This is a genomic window from Streptomyces griseochromogenes (genome assembly GCF_001542625.1).
Taxonomy (GTDB): domain Bacteria; phylum Actinomycetota; class Actinomycetes; order Streptomycetales; family Streptomycetaceae; genus Streptomyces; species Streptomyces griseochromogenes.
The window spans coordinates 4,127,915-4,148,761 of record NZ_CP016279.1 but is presented as its reverse complement, the minus strand read 5'-3'; the positions used below and the strand labels follow the sequence as shown (position 1 = coordinate 4,148,761).

The 20,847-nt window shown below is 72.4% G+C and carries 18 protein-coding genes and 1 pseudogene; 11 read left to right on the top strand and 8 right to left on the bottom strand.

The annotated features are described in order from the left end of the window. Positions 1-9: 9 nt before the first annotated feature. Positions 10-339: an ArsR/SmtB family transcription factor gene (locus AVL59_RS17575; protein WP_067305224.1), complete on the bottom strand. Its 330-nt coding sequence runs from the start codon at positions 337-339 to the stop codon at positions 10-12. Positions 340-516: 177 nt separating this feature from the next. On the opposite strand from AVL59_RS17575, the gene AVL59_RS17570 reads away from it, so the two are divergent. Beyond that, positions 517-2,019 (top strand): MFS transporter, encoded by a 1,503-nt coding sequence (locus tag AVL59_RS17570; protein WP_067305221.1) that lies wholly within the window; start codon positions 517-519, stop codon positions 2,017-2,019. Between the two features lie 71 nt (positions 2,020-2,090). Next, positions 2,091-2,588, top strand: a complete 498-nt coding sequence (locus AVL59_RS17565; protein ID WP_067305219.1) for a methyltransferase family protein — start codon at positions 2,091-2,093, stop codon at positions 2,586-2,588. A gap of 214 nt (positions 2,589-2,802) precedes the next feature. On the opposite strand, the gene AVL59_RS17560 is transcribed toward AVL59_RS17565, so the two are convergent. Next, on the bottom strand, positions 2,803-3,237 hold the full coding sequence (locus tag AVL59_RS17560; RefSeq protein ID WP_067305217.1) for a protease inhibitor: 435 nt from the start codon (positions 3,235-3,237) through the stop codon (positions 2,803-2,805). Between the two features lie 336 nt (positions 3,238-3,573). Between AVL59_RS17560 and AVL59_RS17555 the strand changes: the two genes are divergently transcribed. The 3 genes from AVL59_RS17555 to AVL59_RS17545 all read left to right on the top strand — a co-directional run bounded on the left by AVL59_RS17555 (position 3,574) and on the right by AVL59_RS17545 (position 6,212). Beyond that, positions 3,574-4,137, top strand: coding sequence for a hypothetical protein (locus tag AVL59_RS17555; RefSeq protein WP_067305215.1), 564 nt, complete (start codon positions 3,574-3,576; stop codon positions 4,135-4,137). 128 nt (positions 4,138-4,265) lie between these two features. Then, positions 4,266-4,961, top strand: coding sequence for an alpha/beta fold hydrolase (locus tag AVL59_RS17550; RefSeq protein WP_067305212.1), 696 nt, complete (start codon positions 4,266-4,268; stop codon positions 4,959-4,961). An 81-nt stretch (positions 4,962-5,042) separates the two neighbouring features. Continuing rightward, complete coding sequence (locus tag AVL59_RS17545; RefSeq protein ID WP_067305209.1) at positions 5,043-6,212, top strand: lactate 2-monooxygenase; 1,170 nt, start codon at positions 5,043-5,045, stop codon at positions 6,210-6,212. Between the two features lie 84 nt (positions 6,213-6,296). Here AVL59_RS17545 and AVL59_RS17540 read toward each other — a convergent pair whose 3' ends face one another. From AVL59_RS17540 to AVL59_RS17530, 3 genes are all read right to left on the bottom strand, one after another. After that, positions 6,297-8,009: an RICIN domain-containing protein gene (locus AVL59_RS17540; protein ID WP_067305207.1), complete on the bottom strand. Its 1,713-nt coding sequence runs from the start codon at positions 8,007-8,009 to the stop codon at positions 6,297-6,299. Positions 8,010-8,474: 465 nt separating this feature from the next. Beyond that, positions 8,475-8,852 (bottom strand): toxin Doc, encoded by a 378-nt coding sequence (locus AVL59_RS17535; RefSeq protein WP_067317399.1) that lies wholly within the window; start codon positions 8,850-8,852, stop codon positions 8,475-8,477. A 3-nt stretch (positions 8,853-8,855) separates the two neighbouring features. Next, the gene (locus AVL59_RS17530) at positions 8,856-9,095 is read right to left on the bottom strand and encodes a hypothetical protein (protein WP_067305205.1); all 240 of its coding nucleotides are present in this window, start codon (positions 9,093-9,095) and stop codon (positions 8,856-8,858) included. A 183-nt stretch (positions 9,096-9,278) separates the two neighbouring features. Here AVL59_RS17530 and AVL59_RS17525 point away from each other — a divergent pair, with 183 nt between their 5' ends. The 4 genes from AVL59_RS17525 to AVL59_RS55590 all read left to right on the top strand — a co-directional run bounded on the left by AVL59_RS17525 (position 9,279) and on the right by AVL59_RS55590 (position 12,327). After that, entirely contained in the window at positions 9,279-9,785 is a 507-nt protein-coding gene (locus AVL59_RS17525; protein WP_067305202.1) for a methylated-DNA--[protein]-cysteine S-methyltransferase, read from the top strand. Positions 9,786-9,798: 13 nt separating this feature from the next. Beyond that, positions 9,799-10,521, top strand: a complete 723-nt coding sequence (locus AVL59_RS17520) for a 2OG-Fe(II) oxygenase (protein ID WP_067305200.1) — start codon at positions 9,799-9,801, stop codon at positions 10,519-10,521. Between the two features lie 98 nt (positions 10,522-10,619). After that, positions 10,620-12,197, top strand: a complete 1,578-nt coding sequence (locus AVL59_RS17515; protein WP_067305198.1) for a multicopper oxidase family protein — start codon at positions 10,620-10,622, stop codon at positions 12,195-12,197. Positions 12,198-12,201: 4 nt separating this feature from the next. Beyond that, entirely contained in the window at positions 12,202-12,327 is a 126-nt protein-coding gene (locus AVL59_RS55590; RefSeq protein WP_257785086.1) for a hypothetical protein, read from the top strand. A gap of 103 nt (positions 12,328-12,430) precedes the next feature. On the opposite strand, the pseudogene AVL59_RS48245 reads toward AVL59_RS55590, so the two are convergent. Then, a pseudogene (locus tag AVL59_RS48245) lies at positions 12,431-12,754 on the bottom strand (cellulase N-terminal Ig-like domain-containing protein); the annotation flags it as partial. A gap of 71 nt (positions 12,755-12,825) precedes the next feature. Then, positions 12,826-15,918, bottom strand: a complete 3,093-nt coding sequence (locus tag AVL59_RS17510) for a glycoside hydrolase family 2 TIM barrel-domain containing protein (protein ID WP_067305196.1) — start codon at positions 15,916-15,918, stop codon at positions 12,826-12,828. A gap of 265 nt (positions 15,919-16,183) precedes the next feature. Here AVL59_RS17510 and AVL59_RS17505 point away from each other — a divergent pair, with 265 nt between their 5' ends. Further along, positions 16,184-18,565 (top strand): SpoIIE family protein phosphatase, encoded by a 2,382-nt coding sequence (locus AVL59_RS17505; RefSeq protein ID WP_067305193.1) that lies wholly within the window; start codon positions 16,184-16,186, stop codon positions 18,563-18,565. Positions 18,566-18,752: 187 nt separating this feature from the next. Here the strand turns inward: AVL59_RS17505 and AVL59_RS17500 are convergent, their stop codons facing one another. After that, complete coding sequence (locus tag AVL59_RS17500; protein WP_067305190.1) at positions 18,753-19,298, bottom strand: RNA polymerase sigma factor; 546 nt, start codon at positions 19,296-19,298, stop codon at positions 18,753-18,755. Between the two features lie 47 nt (positions 19,299-19,345). On the opposite strand from AVL59_RS17500, the gene AVL59_RS17495 reads away from it, so the two are divergent. Continuing rightward, positions 19,346-20,740, top strand: a complete 1,395-nt coding sequence (locus AVL59_RS17495; protein WP_067305188.1) for a serine/threonine-protein kinase — start codon at positions 19,346-19,348, stop codon at positions 20,738-20,740. Positions 20,741-20,847: the final 107 nt, after the last annotated feature.

Here is a 20,847-nt window from a genome sequence, read left to right as displayed (position 1 = left end):
GGTGGGGGCTCAGGTGTCGTCCGGCGTCTCGCCCGTCTCGTCGAGGCGGCGGCCCAGGGCGTCGAGGCTGCGGTTCCACAGTGTGCGGTACGGCGCCAGCCAGGCGTCGAGGGCGGCGATCGGGGCCGGGTCGAGGGCGTAGACGCGGCGCTGCGCGTCCTGCCTGACTCGCACCAGACCCGCCTCCCGCAGCACCTTCAGATGCTTGGACGTGCTCGGCTGGCTCAGCCCGCATGTCTCCACGATCTCCCCGACGGGCCGGGGCCGCTCCAGGAGCAGCGCGACGATGGCCCGCCGATGGGGGTCGGCGAGGGCGCTCCAGAGCGCGGCGTCGGACATACAGGCAATATGCCTCCTGAGTTATATGCCTGTCAAGGAATATGGGGCCCCAGGGAAACGAAACGTTGCCGTTTCGCTCAAGCTGGTCTAGCCTCGATGCGTACGAAACAGTTTCGTTTACGAGCTGTGCGTGTTCCCGCTTCCCCGCTTCGAACGACTTCCCTGGAGTAGTTCCCGATGCCCCAGAAGACTCTGACCGACGGCGCGAGCACGGCCGCCGTGGAGGCGCAGCCGGCCGCCTCCGCCAAGCGCTGGTGGATACTCGCGGTCATCGCCATCGCCCAGCTGATGGTGGTGCTCGACGCCACGATCGTGAACATCGCCCTGCCCTCCGCCCAGGCCGACCTCGGCTTCTCCGACGGCAGCCGGCAGTGGATCGTGACCGCCTACGCGCTGGCCTTCGCCTCACTGCTGCTGCTCGGCGGCCGGATCGCCGACCTGTTCGGCCGCAAGCCCGCCTTCCTGATCGGCGTCGTCGGCTTCGCCGCGGCCTCCGCGCTCGGCGGCGCCGCGAACGGCTTCACCATGCTGGTCGTCGCGCGCGCCCTGCAGGGCGCCTTCGGCGCGCTGCTCGCACCGGCCGCGCTGTCGCTGCTCAACACCACGTTCACCAACGCCCGTGAGCGGGCTCGCGCGTTCAGCGTGTACGGCGCGATCGCCGGTGCCGGCGGTGCGGTCGGCCTGCTGCTCGGCGGTGTGCTGACGGACGCGCTCGACTGGCGCTGGACCCTGTACGTCAACGTGGCCATCGCGGTCGTCGCCTTCGCCGGCGGCTGGGTCCTGCTGGGCAACCACCGTGACGCGGCGAACGCCAAGCTGGACGTGCCGGGCACGGTCCTGGTCGCCGCCGGTCTGTTCTCGCTGGTGTACGGCTTCTCCAACGCCGAGACGCACGACTGGGGTTCGCCGCTGACCTGGGGCTTCCTGATCGCGGGCGGCCTGCTGCTGGCGGCCTTCGCCTGGTGGCAGACCCGGGCCGCGCACCCGCTGCTGCCCCTGCGCATCCTGCTGGACCGCGACCGCGGCGCCTCGTTCCTCGCGGTGCTGATCACCGGCGCGGGCATGTTCGGCGTGTTCCTCTTCCTCACCTACTATCTCCAGCTCAACCTCGGCTTCAGCCCGACGAAGACCGGCGTGGCGTTCCTGCCGATGGTCGGCGCGCTGATGGTGACCGCGCAGGCCGGCACGACGGTCCTGCTGCCCCGCATCGGCCCGAAGGCGGTCATCCCGCTGGGCTTCGCGATCGCCACGGCCGGCATGGCCTGGCTCACCGGCATCGGCATCGGCTCCGCCTACACGAGCGCGGTGCTGCCGCAGCTGATCATCATCGGTGTGGGTCTCGGCCTGGTCATGCCGCCGGCCATGCAGCTGGCCACCGGCGGGGTCGCGGCCGAGGACGCGGGCGTCGCCTCCGCGACCGTCAACGCCATGCAGCAGGTGGGCGGTTCGATCGGTACGGCCCTGCTGAACACCCTCGCCGCGAGCGCGGCCACCGACTACCTGTCCGGCCGCGACGCCACCAGCAAGCTGGTGCGGGCACAGGCGACGATCGAGAGCTACACCACCGCCTTCTGGTGGTCGGCGGGCTTCTTCGCCGCGGGCACGGTCATCGCGTTCCTTCTCTACCGCCGCGGCGTGCCGCGCCAGGACGCCACGGCCACACAGGTCGTCCACATGTGAGCAGCGCTTCCACGACCAGGGGCCGCCGTCAGCAGGGAGACAGCGGCCCCTGCACCTGTCATGGTGTGTGGATGCGCAAGGCGTCGGCGGCGCTGGGCACCGCGCTGTTTCTCGTCCTGGTCTCGGGCGGCGCGGCGGTCCTGGTGCCGTGGTCGCTGACCGACGGCTGGCGGACGGGCGACTGGTGGCTGCCCCTGCGGCTGCTCGGCCTCGTCCCCCTGGCGGCCGGCGCCGCCGTGATCCTGGAGGCCTATGCGCGGTTCGCGCTGGAGGGCCTCGGCACCCCGGCACCGATCGCGCCGCCCGCGCGGCTGGTGGTGAGCGGTCCGTACCGGTACGTGCGCAATCCGATCTACGTGGCCGTCGTCGCCGTACTGGCCGGACAGGGCCTGCTGCTGGCCCGGCCGGTGCTCTTCGTATACGCCGCCGGAGCCTGGGCGCTGTCCTGGGCCTTCGTCCGCTGGTACGAGGAGCCGGGGCTGGTGCGCCGGTTCGGCGCGGAATACGAGCGTTACCGGCGGGCGGTGCCGGCCTGGCGGCCGCGGCGCACACCGTGGCGGGACACATGAGCGCGCGGCGGCGGGTGACGCACTGATTGTTTTTCGCCGCTCCCCGGAAGGCCCCCCACGGACCTGCCCGGGGAGCGGCTGTGTGCCCGGGAACCGGAGGGCGGCCCCACTCCGCCCACCAGTCCCGGTGCGAGATCGCAGGTACCCGATCCAGAGGGCCGCACTCCCCAGTTGCGGGCCTGATCCGACGATACGGGTCCGTGCGATCCCGGCCCTAGAACGCGAAGACGCTGCTGTCCAGCGCGTCCTTCACGCAGGTGTTACCGAAGACGCGCTCATAGGAGACGCGCTTGCCCTGCCATACTCCCTGAACCGTGACCACGACGGGGGCCCACAGCTTGGTGCACCACACGTCGTCCCGGGGCTTGAGAGCCGAGAAGTCGCCTCCGACGCCACGCAGTTCGGCGCAGGCCTGGGCCGCGGCCGGGTGTGTACCGGAGGCCGTCGGGGCGCAGTTCAGGGTGACGGCGCGCTCCGGAGTCGCCGAGGCCGCGTTGTCGCCATGGCCGGTGGTGAGCACCAGCGCCGAGGGGGCGTAGAGCGACGACGGGGCGGCGTCCGGTGCAGCGGCGGCGGCCCCGATCAGGGGGCCGCAGACAGAGGTGGCCGCGAGGCCGATGATCGCTGCCCAGCGCGCGGTGTTCCGCATTGTATGCATCCTTCCGCTCGATTAGACGGGTGCCCGCTCCGGCCCGGTCGGCGCCGGAGCGGCGAGCGCCACTCTGCCGAGTCCGCCACCGAAACACACATCCAACCCACGGCTTTCAGTAACCTTGCGTGTTGAAGCAGTGGCGTGAAGTCACGGAGTTCGAGCACTTCGACCGCACAACTGAGCGGTTCTTGATCGCTGAGAGCGGTCCCATGGCCGAAAAAGACCGCCTCGTTAATAGGCCTGAAACATTCCGCCTTCACCCCACAGCGAACCCCTTCACGTGCCCTTCACGACTCCTTGCGTTCATGAAGGCGGCCGAGTAATGTTGATTACATGATTACTTCAGAGAAGAGAGAGAAGCTGCGGGGCTGGTTCGCCGGGCGGCTGCCCGACGATCTCTTCGAGGAACTGGTCGAGGTGACCGCGGACCGCGAGGAGATCACCGTCATCGGCCGCGTCCCCGAGCCCCGGCTCGCCGAGGGCACCTCGGACGCCGAGCGGGAGACCGCCGCACAGGCACGGATCCAGGAGTTCCGGGAGCGGACCCGGGAGACCCGGATCGAGGTGGCCCGCGAGGCCGAGCACCTCTTCCGCCGGAAAGTGTCGTGGGGCGTGGTGTGCGGCGCGGAGCGCGCCCTGTTCACGCATGTGGCGGCGCCGGTGATGACCAGGCTGCGCCAGCCCGAGCGCCAGGTTCTGGACACCCTCATCGCCGGCGGCGTCGCGCGCAGCCGCAGCGACGCCCTCGCCTGGTGCGTGCGCCTGGTCCAGCGCCACACCGACGACTGGCTGACCGAGTTGCGCGAGTCCCTGGAACACGTCCAGCGGGTCCGGGCGCAGGGTCCTGACACCGAGGAGGTGGCCGATTCCCCGACCGACGACGGCACGGACGGATGAGACGCCTTCCGGCAGGAGGAGCCCCGGCGCCCGCTCCACCCGCGTCCTCGGCTCGTTCGACTTTCCGGAATTTACAACTCCACGCTTTTGAGCCGGAGTTGGCTGATCCATCCGGTACGTTGACGACCATGACCGACTTCATACTGGTGGCCGGCGCCTGGCTGGGGGCATGGGCGTGGGACGAGGTGGCGGCCGACCTGCGCGCCGCCGGGCACGAGGTGCACGCCCTCACCCTGTCCGGGCTGGCCGAGAAGCAGACACTGCCCACGGGGCAGCAGATCCACGTCCAGGACATCGTCGACGAGGTCGAGCGACTGGATCTGCGGGACGTCGTCCTCGTCGGACACAGCTACTCGGGCGTGCCGGTCGGGCAGGCGGCCGAGCGGATCGGCGACCGGCTGCGCCGTGTGGTGTTCGTCGACTCCAACCTGCCGGCGGACGGGGTGTCGTTCCTCGACGGCTTCCCCAGCGACCACATCCGTGCCGCGCTCGCCGAGCACGACGACGCGTGGCCGCTCCTGCCCCCGGCGGCGTACGCGAACCAGGACCTCACGGACGAGCAGATCACCCGTCTCATCGGCGAGGGCACCCCGCACCCGGCGAGCACGCTCACCGAACCGGCCGTGCTCAAGCGCCCGCTCGCCGAGCTGCCGGCCACGTACGTCAAGTGCGTGCTGGACGGCCGTGCGCCGCTGCCCGCCGTGGCCGAGGCGCTGGAGGGCGGGCGCTGGGAGCTGGTGGAGCTGAACACCGGTCACTGGCCGATGTTCTCCACGCCCCACGAGCTGGCCGAGATCCTCCGCGAGGCCGCCGACCGCGGCTGAGGGCGTCTGCCGGTCCTCGCCCACCCGCCACTATCGTCGGGCCGCAGCGCGTGCACCCAGCGACGAGAGGCGGGCGGCCGGATGGCGAAGCACTGGGCGGACTTCCAGTACGAGATCTATCTGAACGGGATGTCGGGTGCCGTGCCCCGGCTCCCCACCGATCCGACCCGGCTGGAGGAGATGGCCGAACACCGGCTCGGTCCTGGCCCGTTGGGGTATGTGGCGGGCAGCGCGGGCGACGGCAGCACGGCCCGGGCCAACCGGGCCGCCCTCGCCCGGCGCCGGATCGTGCCGCGCATGCTCAGAAACGTGCAGGAGCGCGATCTGTCGGTCCAGGTGCTGGGCCGCGCCCTGCCGGCGCCGCTGGCGCTGGCTCCGGTCGGCACCATATCGATCGTGCATCCGGACGCCGAGCCCGCCGTCGCCCGGGCCGCCGCCGCGCAGGGCGTGCCGTACGTCCTGTCGTCCGCGTCCAGCACGCCGATGGAGCAAGTGGCGGCGGCGATGGGGGACGCCGAGCGGTGGTTCCAGCTGTACTGGGGCAAGGACCGCGAGGTGACCCGCAGTTTCCTCGGCCGGGCGAAGGCGGCCGGGTTCACGGTGCTGGTCGTCACTCTGGACACGCCGATCCTGGGATACCGGCCGCGCGACCTGGACCAGGCGTATCTGCCGTTCCTCAACGGGGTGGGCACCGCCAACTACTTCACCGACCCCGCCTTCCGGGCGGGCCTCGCCAAGCCCGTGCACGAGGACCCGAAAGCGGCGGTCCTGCACTTCCTCGGCCTGTTCGGGGACGCGAGCCACACCTGGCCCGACCTCGCCTTCCTGCGGGAGCACTGGGACGGGCCGATCGTCCTCAAGGGCGTCCTGCACCCGGCCGACGCCCGGCTCGCCGCGGACGCCGGGATGGACGGGGTGGTGGTCTCGAACCACGGCGGCCGGCAGGTGGCTGGTTCCGTGGCGGCGGCCGACGCGCTGCCCCGTGTCGCGGCCGCGGTCGGCGACCGGCTGACCGTGCTGTTCGACAGCGGGGTGCGCACCGGAGCCGATGTGTTCAAGGCGCTCGCCCTCGGCGCGCGGGCGGTGCTGCTCGGGCGTCCGTACGTCTACGGGCTCGGCCTGGACGGTCAGCCGGGCGTCGAGCACGTGATCCGCTGCCTGCTCGCGGAGTTCGACCTCACCCTCGCGCTGTCCGGACACGCCACACCCGCGACGGTCACCGCGGACGACCTCCACGAGGCATCCGTATGAGCTCCGGCCGTCGGCCGGGTGCGGGAGCCCTTGAGGACGATCATCCTGTCCCAGGGCTCCCGCGGACGTCCTCCGCGCCGGGCGCTACGTGTCCGTCCCGGGCAGCTCCGCCGGCTGTGCGGAGGGGCCTTCGGTGCCGGCGACCGACAGGGAGCCGGGACTGGCCGACGGCCCGTCGGCCAGCCAGCGCTGGTCGGCGGATCGGTCCCGGACCTTGACGACGATGTCGGCGCCCGCGCCGGGGCCCGCCGGGGCGAGGGCGAGGGTCTCGTCCCAGCGGGGCAGCAACTCGCCCTGCACGGTGAGGTCGTAGCGCACGTCGTCCTCCCGCTCGGTGCCGGCGTCGGCGCAGGTGCCGAGGATGACCACACCGGCGTCGGCGTGCGAGTCCAGGCACAGGGCGGAGTCGGCCGAGCTGCGCAGCAGCCCGTCGGCGTCGTACGTCCACCGCTGTGTCGGCGCGGCGGAGCAGACCGCGAGCACCGCGCTGGCGCCCGCCGTCGGTCTGCCCTTGATGTCCAGGCACAGGTCTGCCGCGGCGTTGTGCAGCCGGGTGGGACGGCCGGCTGAGGGCAGGCCCGCGGTGCCGGGTGCGGTGGCGGAGGCGGGTGGTGACTGACCGTCGGTACCGGGGGCCGTGCCCCTGGAGGCGACGGGGTCGGTGCCGTCGCCGCCGTCCGGCCACGCGCTGATCACGAGGACGGTCGCGAGCAGCCCGGCCGAGGCGACGCCGACGCCGGTGAGCAGCGTCCTGGACGACCAGCCGGTCCCGGAGGCGGCCCGGCCGGGCTCCCGCGCGCGGCGCGCGGGCGTGGTGATCCGGCCGAGCACCCCCGGCTCCGCTCCGCCCCGCCGGCGTCCGCCGGGCACCGTGACCCGCCCGAGGAGCCCGGGCTTCGGCCCGCCGCGCCGGCGTCTGCCGGAGCGCCGGGAGGTGCCGGGGCCACGGGCGGGGCCGGGCCCTCGGCGGCCCGGGCGCGAGTCGAGGTACCGGCGGGCGCCCCAGCCGAGGACCGCTTCGGCGAGCAGCACGCCCACTCCCGCCTCGATCTGGCCCAGTTGCTCGGCGGCGTGCCGGCAGTAGGGGCAGGCGTCGAGGTGTTGCCGGACGTCCGGCAACAGGGAGCCGCCCCGGCGGATCGGCCCGTCGAGAAGGCGGTTGTAGTGGCGGCAGTCGGTGCTCGGCGCGAGTTCCCGGTGTGCGCGTACGCAGCCTTCGCGGAAATTCTCGCGGGTTTGTTCGAGTGCGGCCGCCGCACCGCCGATGTCCATGCCGAGCAACCCGGCGGGAACGTTTATCGGCTCGGCCTCGACCTCGGCGTGCCACAGCAACGCCTGTTCGAGTCTGGGAAGGCTATGGAATGAACGTTCGGAGAGTGTGCGGTTTTCCGGTATCAGGGACTTCGCGGTGCGCATACCGCGGCCCCCGGCGGGTTTGCGGAGTCCGGGCAGCACGGCGGCTATTCGGTCCGTGGCTGACCAGTTCACGACGGTGTCCCGGACTGCCACGAGCAGCCGGGGCCTGAGCGCCTCGGCTGGTTCGCCGAGCGCGAGCCGGTCGAGGACCTGGTGGAAGGCGGTTGCGGTGACCATATGGGCGAGGGGCCCGGGTGCGGCCAGGCAGATGACCGCGTAGTCGTGCACCGGCTGCCAGTGCCGGGCCATCAGCAGCGCGGCGGACCGGGCCGCCTCTGCGTCGGAACCGGCGCGCAGCGGCGCGGCGACGGATTCGTCGGACTCCGCGGGATCACCGCCGGAGGGCGGGTAGGGAGGACAGGGAGGGTGGGGGGTGGACACGGAGCGGATTCCTTTGTTGCGTATGGTGCGTCGGCGCGAACTTCGGAAGATACGCGTGCGGGGAGCGGGAATTCACCGGTGCCGTCGCGACCCGGTTCCCCAACTGCCGAAAGAACCCCGGCCATTATCCCCCGCACGAGTGTTTCAACCCTTGCACAACTTCCACACACGCAACAAGGCGCACGTAAGACATCGACGGGTTTGAAATAAAGTCAGAAATCATGCTGGGGACCAGGTCCCGCAGGGCTGCTTTCGGCTTTCCCCGCGCCCCGTGTGAACAGGGCGCACACGCCCGTGGGCCGCGCACGCTCCCGGGGCACACGGCCCGGGGGTGGACTGGGGTCAGGCCCTTCTCGGTGGGCCCCGCGCGGGGCGGCGGTTCTCCCGCGCGAAGCCGGCCGCCGGCCCGTTCCTCCCGCCCCCGGCCGGCGGCCCCGGCGGCTTCCCCCGGCGGCCGGGGCGGTGTCAGATCTGCCAGGAGCGGAGCCGGTCGGCCGCGCCGTACACGTCGGTCTTGCCGGAGATCAGGTCGCGGGCCAGGTCGACGAGGGCGCCGTAGGGCGGGTCGATACCGACGCCGCTGGTGAACATGTAGGCCACGGCGGTGGCGCAGGCGAAGCGGGCGTTGGCCGCGGGCAGCGGCTTGAGGACGGCGAGGGTGTGCAGCAGCGCGGCGGCCCGCCAGGCGGGGTCGGAGTCCACGCCGAGCCGGGGCGGGTCGACGCGGTGCCGGGCGACCGCGGCGACCAGCGCGGAGAAGTCGTCGACCGTGGGCTGGTCGGGAAGGACCTCCTCGTGCCGCTGGAGCAGCCAGGGGACGTCGATGTGGATGACGGAAGGCATCACTCAGGCGGCCTCGCCCTTGGCGGGGGCCTCGTCGTCGGGGAACGCGGCCGCGAACTCCTCGGCGTGGGCGGCGAAGAAGCTCCGGAAGGCCTCCGCGCCCTCCTGCAGCGCGCGGTGCCGGGCGATGTCGGCGGCGGCGGCCTCGCGCACGAGCGCCTTCATCGACGTACCGCGCTCCTTGGCGATCTGCCGCAGGTCCTCTAGTTCGCGTTCGCTGAACTCCACGTTGAGAGCTGGCATGCCCTCACGGTACCGCGCGGGTACCCACCCGTAAATACCAGCAGGTCAAGCACCCTTTCCACCAGCTTCCCAGCGGTACCCGCAGAGTCCAAGGGCCAGGTCCGATTTCCGCCGGTCGCGGGGCGGCGCGCGCAGCAGACTCGACAGCGAACCGTCTGGAGTCACACAAGCCCGGAGGACCCGATGACCACACACACCGTCCACACCACCTGCCCGAGCCCGCTCGGCGAACTGCTGCTGACCGGCGAGAAGTCCGCCGGACTCACGCTCGCCTCGCTGTCCCTGCCGGGGCAGCGCGGTGCGCCGGCGGTGCGTGCCGGGGAGCGCGACGACGGGGCGTTCGCCGAGGCGCGACGCCAACTGGAGGCGTACTTCGACGGCCGCCTCACCCGCTTCCGTCTGCCGCTCGCCGCCGCCGGCACCCCGTTCCAGCGGCGGGTGTGGCAGGCGCTGGAGGACATCCCGTACGGCACCACGACCAGCTACGGCGACCTGGCCGCCCGGCTGGGCGTGCCCCGGGACGCGATCCGCACGGTGGGTCAGGCGCTCGGCGCCAATCCCCTGCTGCTGGTGCGCCCCTGCCACCGGGTGATCGGCGCGGACGGCTCGATGCGCGGGTACGCCGGCGGGGTCGAGCGCAAGCTGTGGCTGCTCACCCACGAGGGTGCGCTTCAGCCGACCCTGGCGTGAGGAGGAAGGAGTCATGGAGCTCACCGAGGCCGAGGCTCGTCGCCGCGCCGCCCGGACCGACTGGACGGCGCTCGCCGCCGGACTGGACGAACAGGGCAGCGCACCCACAGGGCCCCTGCTGACGCCCGGCGAGTGCGCCGGGCTGGCCGCCCTGTACGACGAGCCGGATCTGTTCCGCACCACCGTCCATCTGGCCCGGCACCGGTTCGGGTCCGGCGCGTACCGCTACTTCACGCACGACCTGCCCGCCCCCGTGGCCGCGCTGCGCGCCGCCCTCTACCCTCGCCTGCTCCCCGTCGCCCGGGACTGGGCGGCCCGCCTGGGCCGCCCGGCGCCCTGGCCGGACTCCCTGGACACCTGGCTTCGGCGGTGCCACGCGGCCGGCCAGGACCGGTCGGCGCAGATCCTGCTCAGCTACGGTCCGGGCGACTGGAACGCCCTGCACCGGGACGTGTTCGGGGAGCTGGTGTTCCCCCTCCAGGTGGTGATCGCCCTGGACGCGTACGGCACCGACTACACCGGCGGCGAGTTCCTGATGGTGGAGCAGCGGCCGCGCGCCCAGTCGCGCGGGACGGCCAGTGTCCTGCGGCAGGGGCACGGCCTGGTGTTCACGACCCGGGAGCGCCCCGTGCGGACGCGTCGTGGCTGGTCGGCCGGGGCGATGCGGCACGGTGTGAGCACCGTGCGGTCCGGTCGGCGCCGCACGTTGGGGCTGGTGTTCCACGACGCCGTCTGAAGCGGGCGGGGCACCCACGCCCCCGCAACACTCGACATCATCAGACGCGCCGCCGTATATCCATCAGATATCAGCTCAAAACGTGTCTTATTTCCTTCATGCACACACCTTCGCGGCGTACCCTGCTCCGTGCCCCGATCGCTGCCGTCGGCACGGCACTCCTGCCTGCCTGCACCGGCTCCGGCGCCCAAGCCCGCACCGGCCCCGAGCTCAGGGCGGCCGACGGGGACTTCGTCCCGCCGGGGCCCGCGGGATATGTCGACCCGTCGGGTCCGGAGGTCCGCGCCGCCGAGCGCGAACGCGGCTCCGGCCCGGTGCGCATGCTCAGATTCACCGCCTCCGAGACCACGCTGGACCTGGGCGGGCGCCAGGTCCGGACCTGGGCCTACCAGGACACGCTTCCCGGCCCGCTGGTACGCATCACCGCCGGTGACGTCCTCAGCCTCACCCTCGCCAACCGGCTGCCGACCACCACCACGCTCCACTCCCACGGCGTCCGCATGCGCTGCGACATGGACGGCGCCCCGGACCTGACCCAGCGGGCCATCGCCCCCGGAGCCGACTTCACCTACCGCTTCACCGTCGCCCATCCGGGCACCTACCTGTTCCACTCCCACGTCGGGCTCCAGCCCGACCGCGGTCTGTACGCCCCCCTCATCGTCGACGACCCGAAGGAGCCGCTCTCCTACGACAAGGAATGGATCCTCGTCCTGGACGACTGGGTCGACGGCGTGGACGGCTCCACGCCCGACCGGGTGCTCCACCAGCTCAAGCCGGGCGGGGGCATGAGCATGGGAGGCATGGCCATGGGTCCCGAACGCGGCCGCCCGGACGGTCCCTCCCGCGTGCTGCGCAACTCCCACAGCCGCATGCTGCACGGCGAAGCGGGCAGCGTCGCCTATCCCTACTACCTCGTCAACGGCCGTACGCCCACCCATCCGCGCGTGTTCCGGTGCCGTCCCGGCGAGCGCATCCGGCTGCGGATCATCAACGCCGGCTCGGAGACCGCGTTCCGTGTCGCGCTGGGCGGCCACACCATGACCGTCACGCACACCGACGGCTATCCCGTGGAGCACCAGGAGACCGACGCCCTCCTCGTGGGCATGGCGGAGCGGTACGACGTCCTCGTCACCGCCGGGGACGGCGTCTTCCCCTTCGTGGCGCAGGCCGAGGGCAAGAACGGCCAGGGCCTCGCCCTCCTGCGCACCGACAACGGCAGAAGCGCTCCCCCCGCCAAGGTCCGCCCGGACGAACTGGACGGGAAGGTCATCCCCGCCCGCCGCCTCGTACCGGACGACTCCGTGGCCCTCGACGACCGTGACGTCGACCGCGAGATGCGCATCAGGATCACGGGCACCATGGCGAGGTACGACTGGGGCATCGACCACAAGCTGTACGACGTGCGGCAGCGCCACCCGGTGCACGCCGGTGAGCGGGTACGGCTCACCCTCATCAACGCCACCGACATGTGGCACCCGCTGCACCTGCACGGCCACACGTTCGCGCTGACCGGGCTGGACGCCGCCGGTGCCCGCAAGGACACCGCCATCGTCCTCCCCCACCGGAAGATCGTCTGCGAGTTCGACGCCGACAACCCCGGCCTGTGGATGCTCCACTGCCACAACCAGTACCACTCGGAGAGCGGCATGATGACCATCCTCGGGTACCGCAAATGACCGGATGATCCGGCGCGAGAGCCCCAGGGGCCAGCCCTGGTCCGCCACGAACGAGGCCGTCCAGGCCAGTGCCGCGTTCCAGTCGACGGCCGTCTCGTCGGTGGACCAGGACTGGATGTCGTCGATGTAGCAGAACTGCCGTACCGGTTGCCGTCGGGTGCGTACGGCATGCCGTACGGCTGGGGCGCGGCCGTCGCCAGGTAGGTGTCGGCCGCGTGCCGCCGCCGTGCGGCCCCAGCGGGCCTGCCGTAGCCCGGGCGGAGGTCGTCGCGGATCGCGATGCCGCTGCGCCGGGTGTAGTAGTACTTCAGCGAGTCCAGGCGCAGTCGCTCGTAAGCGCCGGTCCCGATGCCGAGGGGACGGCTGGTCCGACCGTCGGCGACCGGCGTGAAGTGCGTGCCGCGCCCGCGGAAGGCACCGAAGTCGATCGTGTGGACGTTCTGCCCGGAGGAGACGTCGGTGCCGCGCGGCACGGTCCGGCCCTCGGCGAGCGTCCTTCCGTCGGCGTCCTTCGGCTGCCAGGGCAGCGGGGTGGCGGCGTCGGTGACGAGGGGGGCTCTGACACTTCGTCAACGGTCCGGCCGGGGACACCTGCGCACGGGCACTCCGGCCGGGTCCTCGGCCACCCTCAGAGGTCGAGCTTGCTGATACGCATCGCTCCCCCGGCCTCACCGGGGCGGGCGCTGGTGAGCGTGAGGCGCACCCGTGAGCCCCGCATCGCCTCGAAGGTGATCAGCGTCAGGCTGTCCGAGGCCGTGGCCCAGTCGGTCTTCGCACCCGTCACCGGCACATACGCGTGACCGTCCCACACCGCCACCTCGGCTCCGGCGGGCAGGGCGTGCGCGCCGTCGACCGTGAACGAGACCGCGAGCCGGTCGACGGTGCGGACGTGCCCGAAGTCCACCGACACCCAGTCCTTCGGCCGGGCGCCGCCGAAGGCGGGCAGCACGGGCGTGGCCGGCTTGGCGAAGGCGTTCGACCAGCCGGTGGCCGGGTCGCCGTCCAGCATCGCGGCCGGCGGGGTGTCCTCGCGGCCGGAGTAACTCGCGTCCGCCCGGGGGAAGTCGGGGGCCTGCGGGTGATCGGGCTCGAACGCCGGCGCGGCGGTGGTGGCGGCGGATCCGGCCGGTGTGGTGCGCACGCCGACCGTGCCCTCACGCAGGCCGTCCACCCGTGCCGTGACCCTCAGTTCGCCCACTGCGTCCGCGGACCGGACGATCGCGAGCGCCTTGCCGTGGAAGGCGGTACGGGTACCGGCCTGGTACCGCTCGGCGCTCTCCTCGCGGCCGTTGTCGACTCCGGCCAGGGATCCGCCGCTCACGTCGAAGGCGATGAGGTGATCCGCGCCGGGTACGACCACACCGTGGGCGTCCACGATGTCGGCGGTCACGAAGACCAGCGAACGGCCGTCGGCGGCGACGGACTTCCGGTCGGCGGTGAGCCGCACGGCGTACGGATCACCGGCGGTGCGCAGGACGTCGATGGCGACCACCTTGCCGTCCCGCCGGGCCACCGCCTTCAGCTCGCCGGGCCGGTACGGCACCTTCCACGTCAGGTGCAGCTTGCCCGCGCTGCCGTTGGGGCTGGTGTAACTGCCCGGGTAGGGGCCGTCGGTGAAGGTCTTGTCGTCGCCGGTGGCCTCGGTGGTCTCCAGATAGGGGCGGCCGTCGGTGGTCTTCTTGACGTCGAACTCCCTGACGCCGAGGGACCGTCCGTTCAGGAACAGCTCGACGGACGGCACGTTGGCGTAGGCCCAGACCTCGACGGTGTCGCCCTCCTCGTGGTTCCAGGTCATCGGCAGCAGATGGACCATCGGCTCGGTGGTCCACTGGCTCTTGAAGAGGTGGTACATGTCCTTCGGGAAACCCGCCGTGTCGACCGCGCCGAAGAAGGACGCCTTCACCGGGAAGACGTCGTACGGGGTCGGCTCGCCGATGTAGTCGATGCCCGACCACAGGAACTGCCCCGCGAACCACTTCCGGTCCCGGTCCTTCTTGTGTCCGTACTCGCCGCTCAGCGTCCAGGAGGCGAGGTTGTTGTCGTAGGAGGAGGTCTCCCGCCTGCCCGGGGTGTGGTTCTCGCCGGTGTTCAGGTGGTCCGGTTCCTGGTACGCGCCCCGGGTCGAGGTCTCCGAGGAGGACTCGGACTCGAAGAGGAAGAGGTGCGGGTACTTGGCGTGCAGGGCGTCGACCGATCTGGCGGTGTTGTAGTTCAGGCCCAGGCCGTCGAGCTTGGCGAGCATGCGGTCGGCCGCCGAGCCCGTGGCGGGCACGCCGTGGTACTTGTTCGAGCCGATGACCACCGGTCGGGTGTCGTCGGCGGCCTTGATGGCGCCGATGATCCGGTCGGCCATGGCGAGCCCGGCGGTCGAGGTGGAGTCGGGGATCTCGTTGCCGATGGACCACAGGACGACGGCGGGCGAGTTCCGGGCGGCCAGGACCATCTCCGTGGCGTCCTGCTCGCACCACTCGTCGAAGAACCGGCCGTAGTCGTACCTGGTCTTCCCGGTCCGCCAGCAGTCGAAGGCCTCCACCATCATCACGATGCCCAGCTCCTCGCAGACCTGGATCATCTGCGGCGAGGGCGGGTTGTGCGAGGTGCGCAGGGCGTTGACGCCCATCGACTTCATGATCGTCATCTGCCGGCGCACCGCGTCGACGCTGATCGCCGCGCCGAGGGCGCCCTGGTCGTGGTGGAGGTCGACACCCTTGATCTTGGCGGGGGTGCCGTTGAGGGAGAAGCCCTCGTCCGGATCGAAGCGGTAGGTGCGGATACCGAAGGAGGTGCGGTGGGTGTCGACGGTGCGGCCGCCGACGCGGAGTTCGGTGTGCAGGGTGTAACGGTTTTCCGGGGCGGAGAAGTCCCACAGGCGGGGCTCGGGGACGGTCAGCTCGTGGGTCTCGGTGGCCTGCCCGGAGACGGCGACCGTCGTGGACGCTCGGGCGGCCGTACGGCCGTCGGGGCCGGTGATCCGGGACAGGACCTGGACGTCCGTGCCGGCGGTGGACGCGTCGGTCACGGCGGTCCGCACCCGCACCACGGCCCGCTCGGCGGTGACCTCCGGCGTGGTGACGTACGTGCCCCAGCGGGCCACGTGCACGGACTCGGTGATCACCAGGCGGGCCTCGCGGTAGATGCCGCTGCCCGAGTACCAGCGACTGCTCGGCAGCTGGTTCCGGACCTTGACCGCGAGGACGTTCGGGGTGCCGCCGTCGGTGTGCACCAGGTCGGTGAGGTCGAAGGCGAAGCCTGTGTAGCCGTAGGGGTGGCGGCCGGCCTCGGTGCCGTTGCAGTAGACGTACGAGTCCATGTAGACGCCGTCGAACTCCACCGAGATCCGCCGGCCGGCGTACCCGGGCGGCAGGGTGAAGGTGAGCCGGTACCAGCCGAGGCCGCCCGGGAGGAAGCCGGTGCCGCTGCTGGTGCCGTGTTCCGTCGTGGGGGTCTGCTCGATGCTCCAGTCGTGCGGGACGGCGACCTCGCGCCAGCCCGAGTCGTCGTACCCCGGCTCGGCGGCATGCGCGTAGGCGCCGGTCGGGTCGGTGATGCCGCCCGGGTCGGCCAGCGCGAACCGCCAGCCGTCGCGCAGCGGGACGGCATGGCGTCCTCCGGCGGCAGCGGACGGTCCGGTGGCCGCCGCCGCGGCGGCGCCGTCCAGGAGCGCTCCGGCCACAGGCACTGCCGTGGCTGCGACCAGAACCGATCTGCGAGTGACCGTCATGGCGGCTCTCCCTCATCAGGGCCCAGAAGTACTCACAACTGATCGTGAACAAACAGATTCTGACGGCTTGCCATACGCGATCGTCAAGGGTGCGGAAGTGCGCACCTGCTCCGCGTGTCACATCGACCGGATTTCCTCCTTGACCGTGTTCGACCGACCGACCCGGTCGCCGGGGGTCGCGGTTCACGGACGCGCGCGACGCACTACGCTGGAACGGAAGCGGTGCCACCTGTTCACTGTGAGTGTGCGCTTGGGAGCGGCGACGATGAGCCGGGTCTATCCGTTCGACGACGCGGCGACTGCCCGGGCTGTCATCGACGACGACGGAACAGTGGTGGAGTGGAGCGAGGGCGCTCGGCGCCTGCTCGGCCACCCGGCCGACGCCGTCGTGGGCCGTCCTGCGGCCCGGCTCCTGGCCGGGGACGGCACCCTGTCCGCGCCCGTCGGCGCACGCTGGGACGGGACGGTCGAATTGCGCCACCGGGACGGCCGCACCGTCTCCGTGTGGCTGCTCGCCCACCGCAGGACCGCCCACGACGACCGCGGCGACGGCTGGCTGGTGGTCAGCCCGCTGACCGGCGGGGAGCCCCCCGCGGCGGACGATCCGCTGGCGGTCGCGGGCCTCGTCCAGTCACCCTGCGCCGTCGCCGTGTACGACGGCGAGCTGCGGCTGCGCCGGATGAACGCGGCCATGGCCCAGATCACGGGCCTGCCCGAGGAGCGGGTGCGCGGCCTCAGGTTCACGGAGATCAGCAGCGAGCCGCAGAGCGAGGAGCTGGAGCAGAGCCTGCTCCAGGTGCTCACCACCGGGCGGCCGCTGGACGTCCAGACCTATCTGCGCACCGCCGGTGAGAACCGCGCACACGCCTGGCTGGCCCGGATGGCACCGGTCACCGATGCCGAGGGCCGGGTACGGGGCGTGTGCCTGGCCGCGCACGACGTCACCGACATCCAGCGGGCCCGGCAGCGGCTGCAGCTGGTGAACGAGGCGAGCGTGCGCATCGGCTCCACCCTCGACGTCACCCGGACGGCACAGGAGCTGGCGGACGTGTGCGTGCCCGCGCTGGCCGACTTCGTCACCATCGACCTGCTGGACCCGGAGGAGTACGGCGGCGAGCCCCCGGCCCGCATCACGGCCCCGGTGAGCCTGCGCCGGGTCGCCCATCAGTCGATCCTCAAGGGCATCCCGGAGGCGGTGGCCGAGCCCGGGCAGACCGAGGTGTACCCGGACTTCTCCCCGCAGGCCGACTCCTTGACGGCCGGCCGCACCATCCGGGCCGCCGTGGCCGGGGGCGACATGGCCGAGTGGCTGACCTGGAGCGCCGCCCGCGGCGAACGGGTGCGGGAGTTCGGCATCCACTCCTCGATGTCGGTACCGATCCAGGCGCGCGGGCTGACCCTGGGTGTCGCGGTCCTCACCCGGCACCGGCGCCCGGACCCGTTCACCGACGACGACATGCTGCTGGCCGAGGAGATCACCACGCGCGCCGCCGTCTGCATCGACAACGCGCGCCGCTACTCGCGCGAGCGCGAGACCGCCCTGGCCCTCCAGCGCAGCCTGCTGCCCCGCACGCTCCCGCGCACCGCCGCCCTGGAGGCCTCCTCCCGTTATCTGCCGGCGGCCCGGGCGGGGGTGGGCGGCGACTGGTTCGACGTGATCCCGCTGTCCGGGATGCGGGTCGCGATGGTTGTCGGGGACGTCGTCGGGCACGGCGTCCAGGCCTCGGCCACCATGGGCCGGCTGCGCACCGCCGTACGCACCCTCGCCGACATCGACCTGGCCCCGGACGAACTGCTCACCCACCTCGACGACCTGGTGGTCCGGCTGTCGCAGGAGTCCGGCGGCGACGGCAACCCCGGCGAGGTCGGCGCCACCTGTCTGTACGCCGTCTACGACCCGGTGTCACGGCGCTGCGCCCTGGCCCGGGCCGGACACCCGCCGCCCGTGCTGCTGGAGCCGGGCGGCGAGCCCCGCCACCTGGAGCTGCCCGCCGGTCCCCCGCTGGGCCTGGGCGGGCTGCCCTTCGAGTCGGCCGAGGTGGAGCTGCCCGAGGGCACCGTCCTCGCCCTGTACACGGACGGTCTGATGATGTCCCGGGACCCGTCCGGGGGCGCCGCGCGGGCGCTGCTGTTCCAGGCGCTCGGGGCGTACGCGGACACCCTGGACGAGACCTGCGACCACGTCCTGCACACGCTGCTGCCGCCGGCCGGGGCCGCGGACGACGTGGCGCTGCTGCTGGCCCGCACCCGGGGGCTGCCCGCCTCCCAGGTGGCGACCTGGGACATCCCGGCCGACCCGGCGCTGGTCGCGCCGATCCGCAAGCAGGTCGGGGACCAACTGGAGCGCTGGTCGCTGATCGAGATCGCGTTCACGGCGGAGCTGGTGGTCAGCGAACTGGTCACCAACGCGATCCGGTACGGCGCCCACCCGATACGGCTGCGGCTGATCCATGACGCCGCCACCCTGATCGTCGAGGTATCCGACACCAGCCACACCGCCCCGCACCTCAGGCGCGCCAAGATCTTCGACGAGGGCGGCCGCGGGCTGCTGCTGGTCGCCCAGCTCACCCAGCGCTGGGGCAGCCGGCACACCGCCGAGGGCAAGACGATCTGGGCGGAGCTGGGGTTGGTGGACGAGGATCAGTAGTGCCGTGACCGCGCAGGTGCGCCGTGTCGCGGAGACGCTCGTTCCCGGGGCTCACGCTCCGGCAGCGAGCGTGGACAATGCCCTCCGGCGTTGAGCCCCGCCGCCGCGCAGCCGTACGGGTCAGGCCCCGCTCAGCCGCGCCGACAGGGCGCCGCGGCCTCCGCGCGGCCCGGTCGCCGGGCCGGCGCTAGCCCCGCAGCCAGGGCCGCACCTGTTTGCGGGCCTCGTGCAGACGTGACTTGAGGGTGCCGAGGGGAATGCCGAGGCGCTCGGCGACGTCGGCGTACTCCAGCTGGTAGATGTCCCGGTAGACCAGGGGCGCGACCAGGTGCGGGGCCTCGCGCTCCAGCCGCTCCAGCGCCTCCAGCAGATCGATCCGGGAGCCCGCGATGACGCTGGTGGTGCGCGGGTCGATGTGCTCGGCGGGCTCGATGGCCGCGGGCTGTTCGGCGGCCCGCCGTTTCAGCTCGCGGTACTTCTGCCGGCAGCAGTTGGCGACGACGGTGTACAGCCAGGTGCTGAAGCGGCTGCGGCCCTCGAACGCGGAGATGTGCCGGGCCACCTGGAGCAGCACGTCCTGGGCGGCCTCCTCGGCGTCCTCCCGGCAGGGCAGGAAGCGCCCGCAGCGGCGCACCACCTCGGGCCGCAGCTCGGTCAGCAGCCGGTCCAGGGCCGCTCGGTCGCCCGCCGCGGCGCGCCGGGCAAGGTCTTCGGCCGTCGGCACATCCTGCACGTCAGGGTCCCCTTCGGAGTCGATCTCAGGCCAGGCATGATAGTCGTATGCACTCCCTGGAGCGGATCGGCCGCTACCGCCTCGAACGGCGCCTGGGCACCGGCGCCTTCGCCACGGTGTGGCTCGCCCACGACGACGAGCTGGCCGCCCTGGTGGCGGTGAAGGTCCTCGCCGAGAACTGGGCGCACCGGCTCGACATCCGCGAGCGCTTCCTGTCCGAGGCACGGCTGCTGCGCCGGGCCGGCTCCAGCCGGGTGGTGCAGGTCTACGACATCGGTGAACTGCCCGACGGTAGACCCTACTTCGTGATGGAGTACGCCGACGGCGGCACCCTCGCCGATCTGCTGACGGCCGGCCCGCTGCCCGTTCCCCAGGCACTGCGGCTGACGGCGCTGGCCGCGCGGAGCGCCGCCGCGCTACACGAGGCGGGCATCGTGCACCGCGACATCAAGCCGACCAACGTGCTGCTGCACACCGCCCCGGACGGCGAGCGGCGGGTGCTGCTGGCCGACCTGGGGCTGGCCAAGAGCCTCGCGCAGGCCTCGGTCCTCACCCTGGCCGCGGGCTCGGCGGGCTACCAGCCGCCGGAGCAGGCCGAGCCCGGGGAGGGCATCGACCAACGCGCCGACGTCTACAGCCTGGGCGCGGTCGGCTACGAGCTGGTGACCGGGACCGTGCCGGGGCCCCCGGGCAAGGTCGTACCGCCCCGGCGGCTGCGACCGGACCTCGGCGAGGATGTGGAGCGGGCGTTGCTGCGCGCCCTGGAGCCGGACCGGGAGCGCCGCTGGCCCGGGGCGCCGGTGTTCGCGGCCGAGCTGGACCGGCTGGCGGCGGCCTTCGGCGGCGCCGCCCGCCCGGACAAGGGGCTCGACGCCGTCCGGGGCCGGCTCAACATCGTGACCTTGTCCCTGGCGGCACTGCTCGCCGCCGCGGCGGCCGCCGTCACCGTGACGCTGGTGATCCACCGGCCCGGCGGCGAGGACACGACGAAGGTGAAGGACTCCACCGGCCGGGTCGCCGTAGAGGTGCCCGCCGGCTGGGCCCACGAGGTGCGTGACTCCGGCTGGGACCCGCGCGTCCTCGGGCTGCCGGCCGGGCACGAGCCGGGGCTTGTGGTCGCCGACGACCTGACGAAATGGTCCGACCTGAGCGTCACCGTCGACGGTGTGTTCGTCGGCGTCAGCGAGCACGGTGACGTCGCCGCCCGGGTGAGCGCGCTCAGCCACGCCGGCTGCCACTACGCCGGCAGCCGGGCCTTCACCGGCGCCGGCTGGCAGGGCAGCACCCGGACCTGGACCGGCTGCCCGGACGGCGCCTCGGTCACCGAGTCGGCGCTGCGTCCTTCGGGCGACTCGGCGACGCCGCAGGTGTACGTGCAGGTGCGCGAGCGCGACGGCGGCTCCGCGACCGAGGGCATCCTGCGCTCGCTGCGGGTCACCTGAACCGCCGGGCGTCATCCGGCGGCCAAAACGGGGAAAAGAACCACAGAGTCCCGAACTTTTCCGGTGGCCCGTGCATCGAAGTGTGGTGACGGCGCACCCGGCGTCGT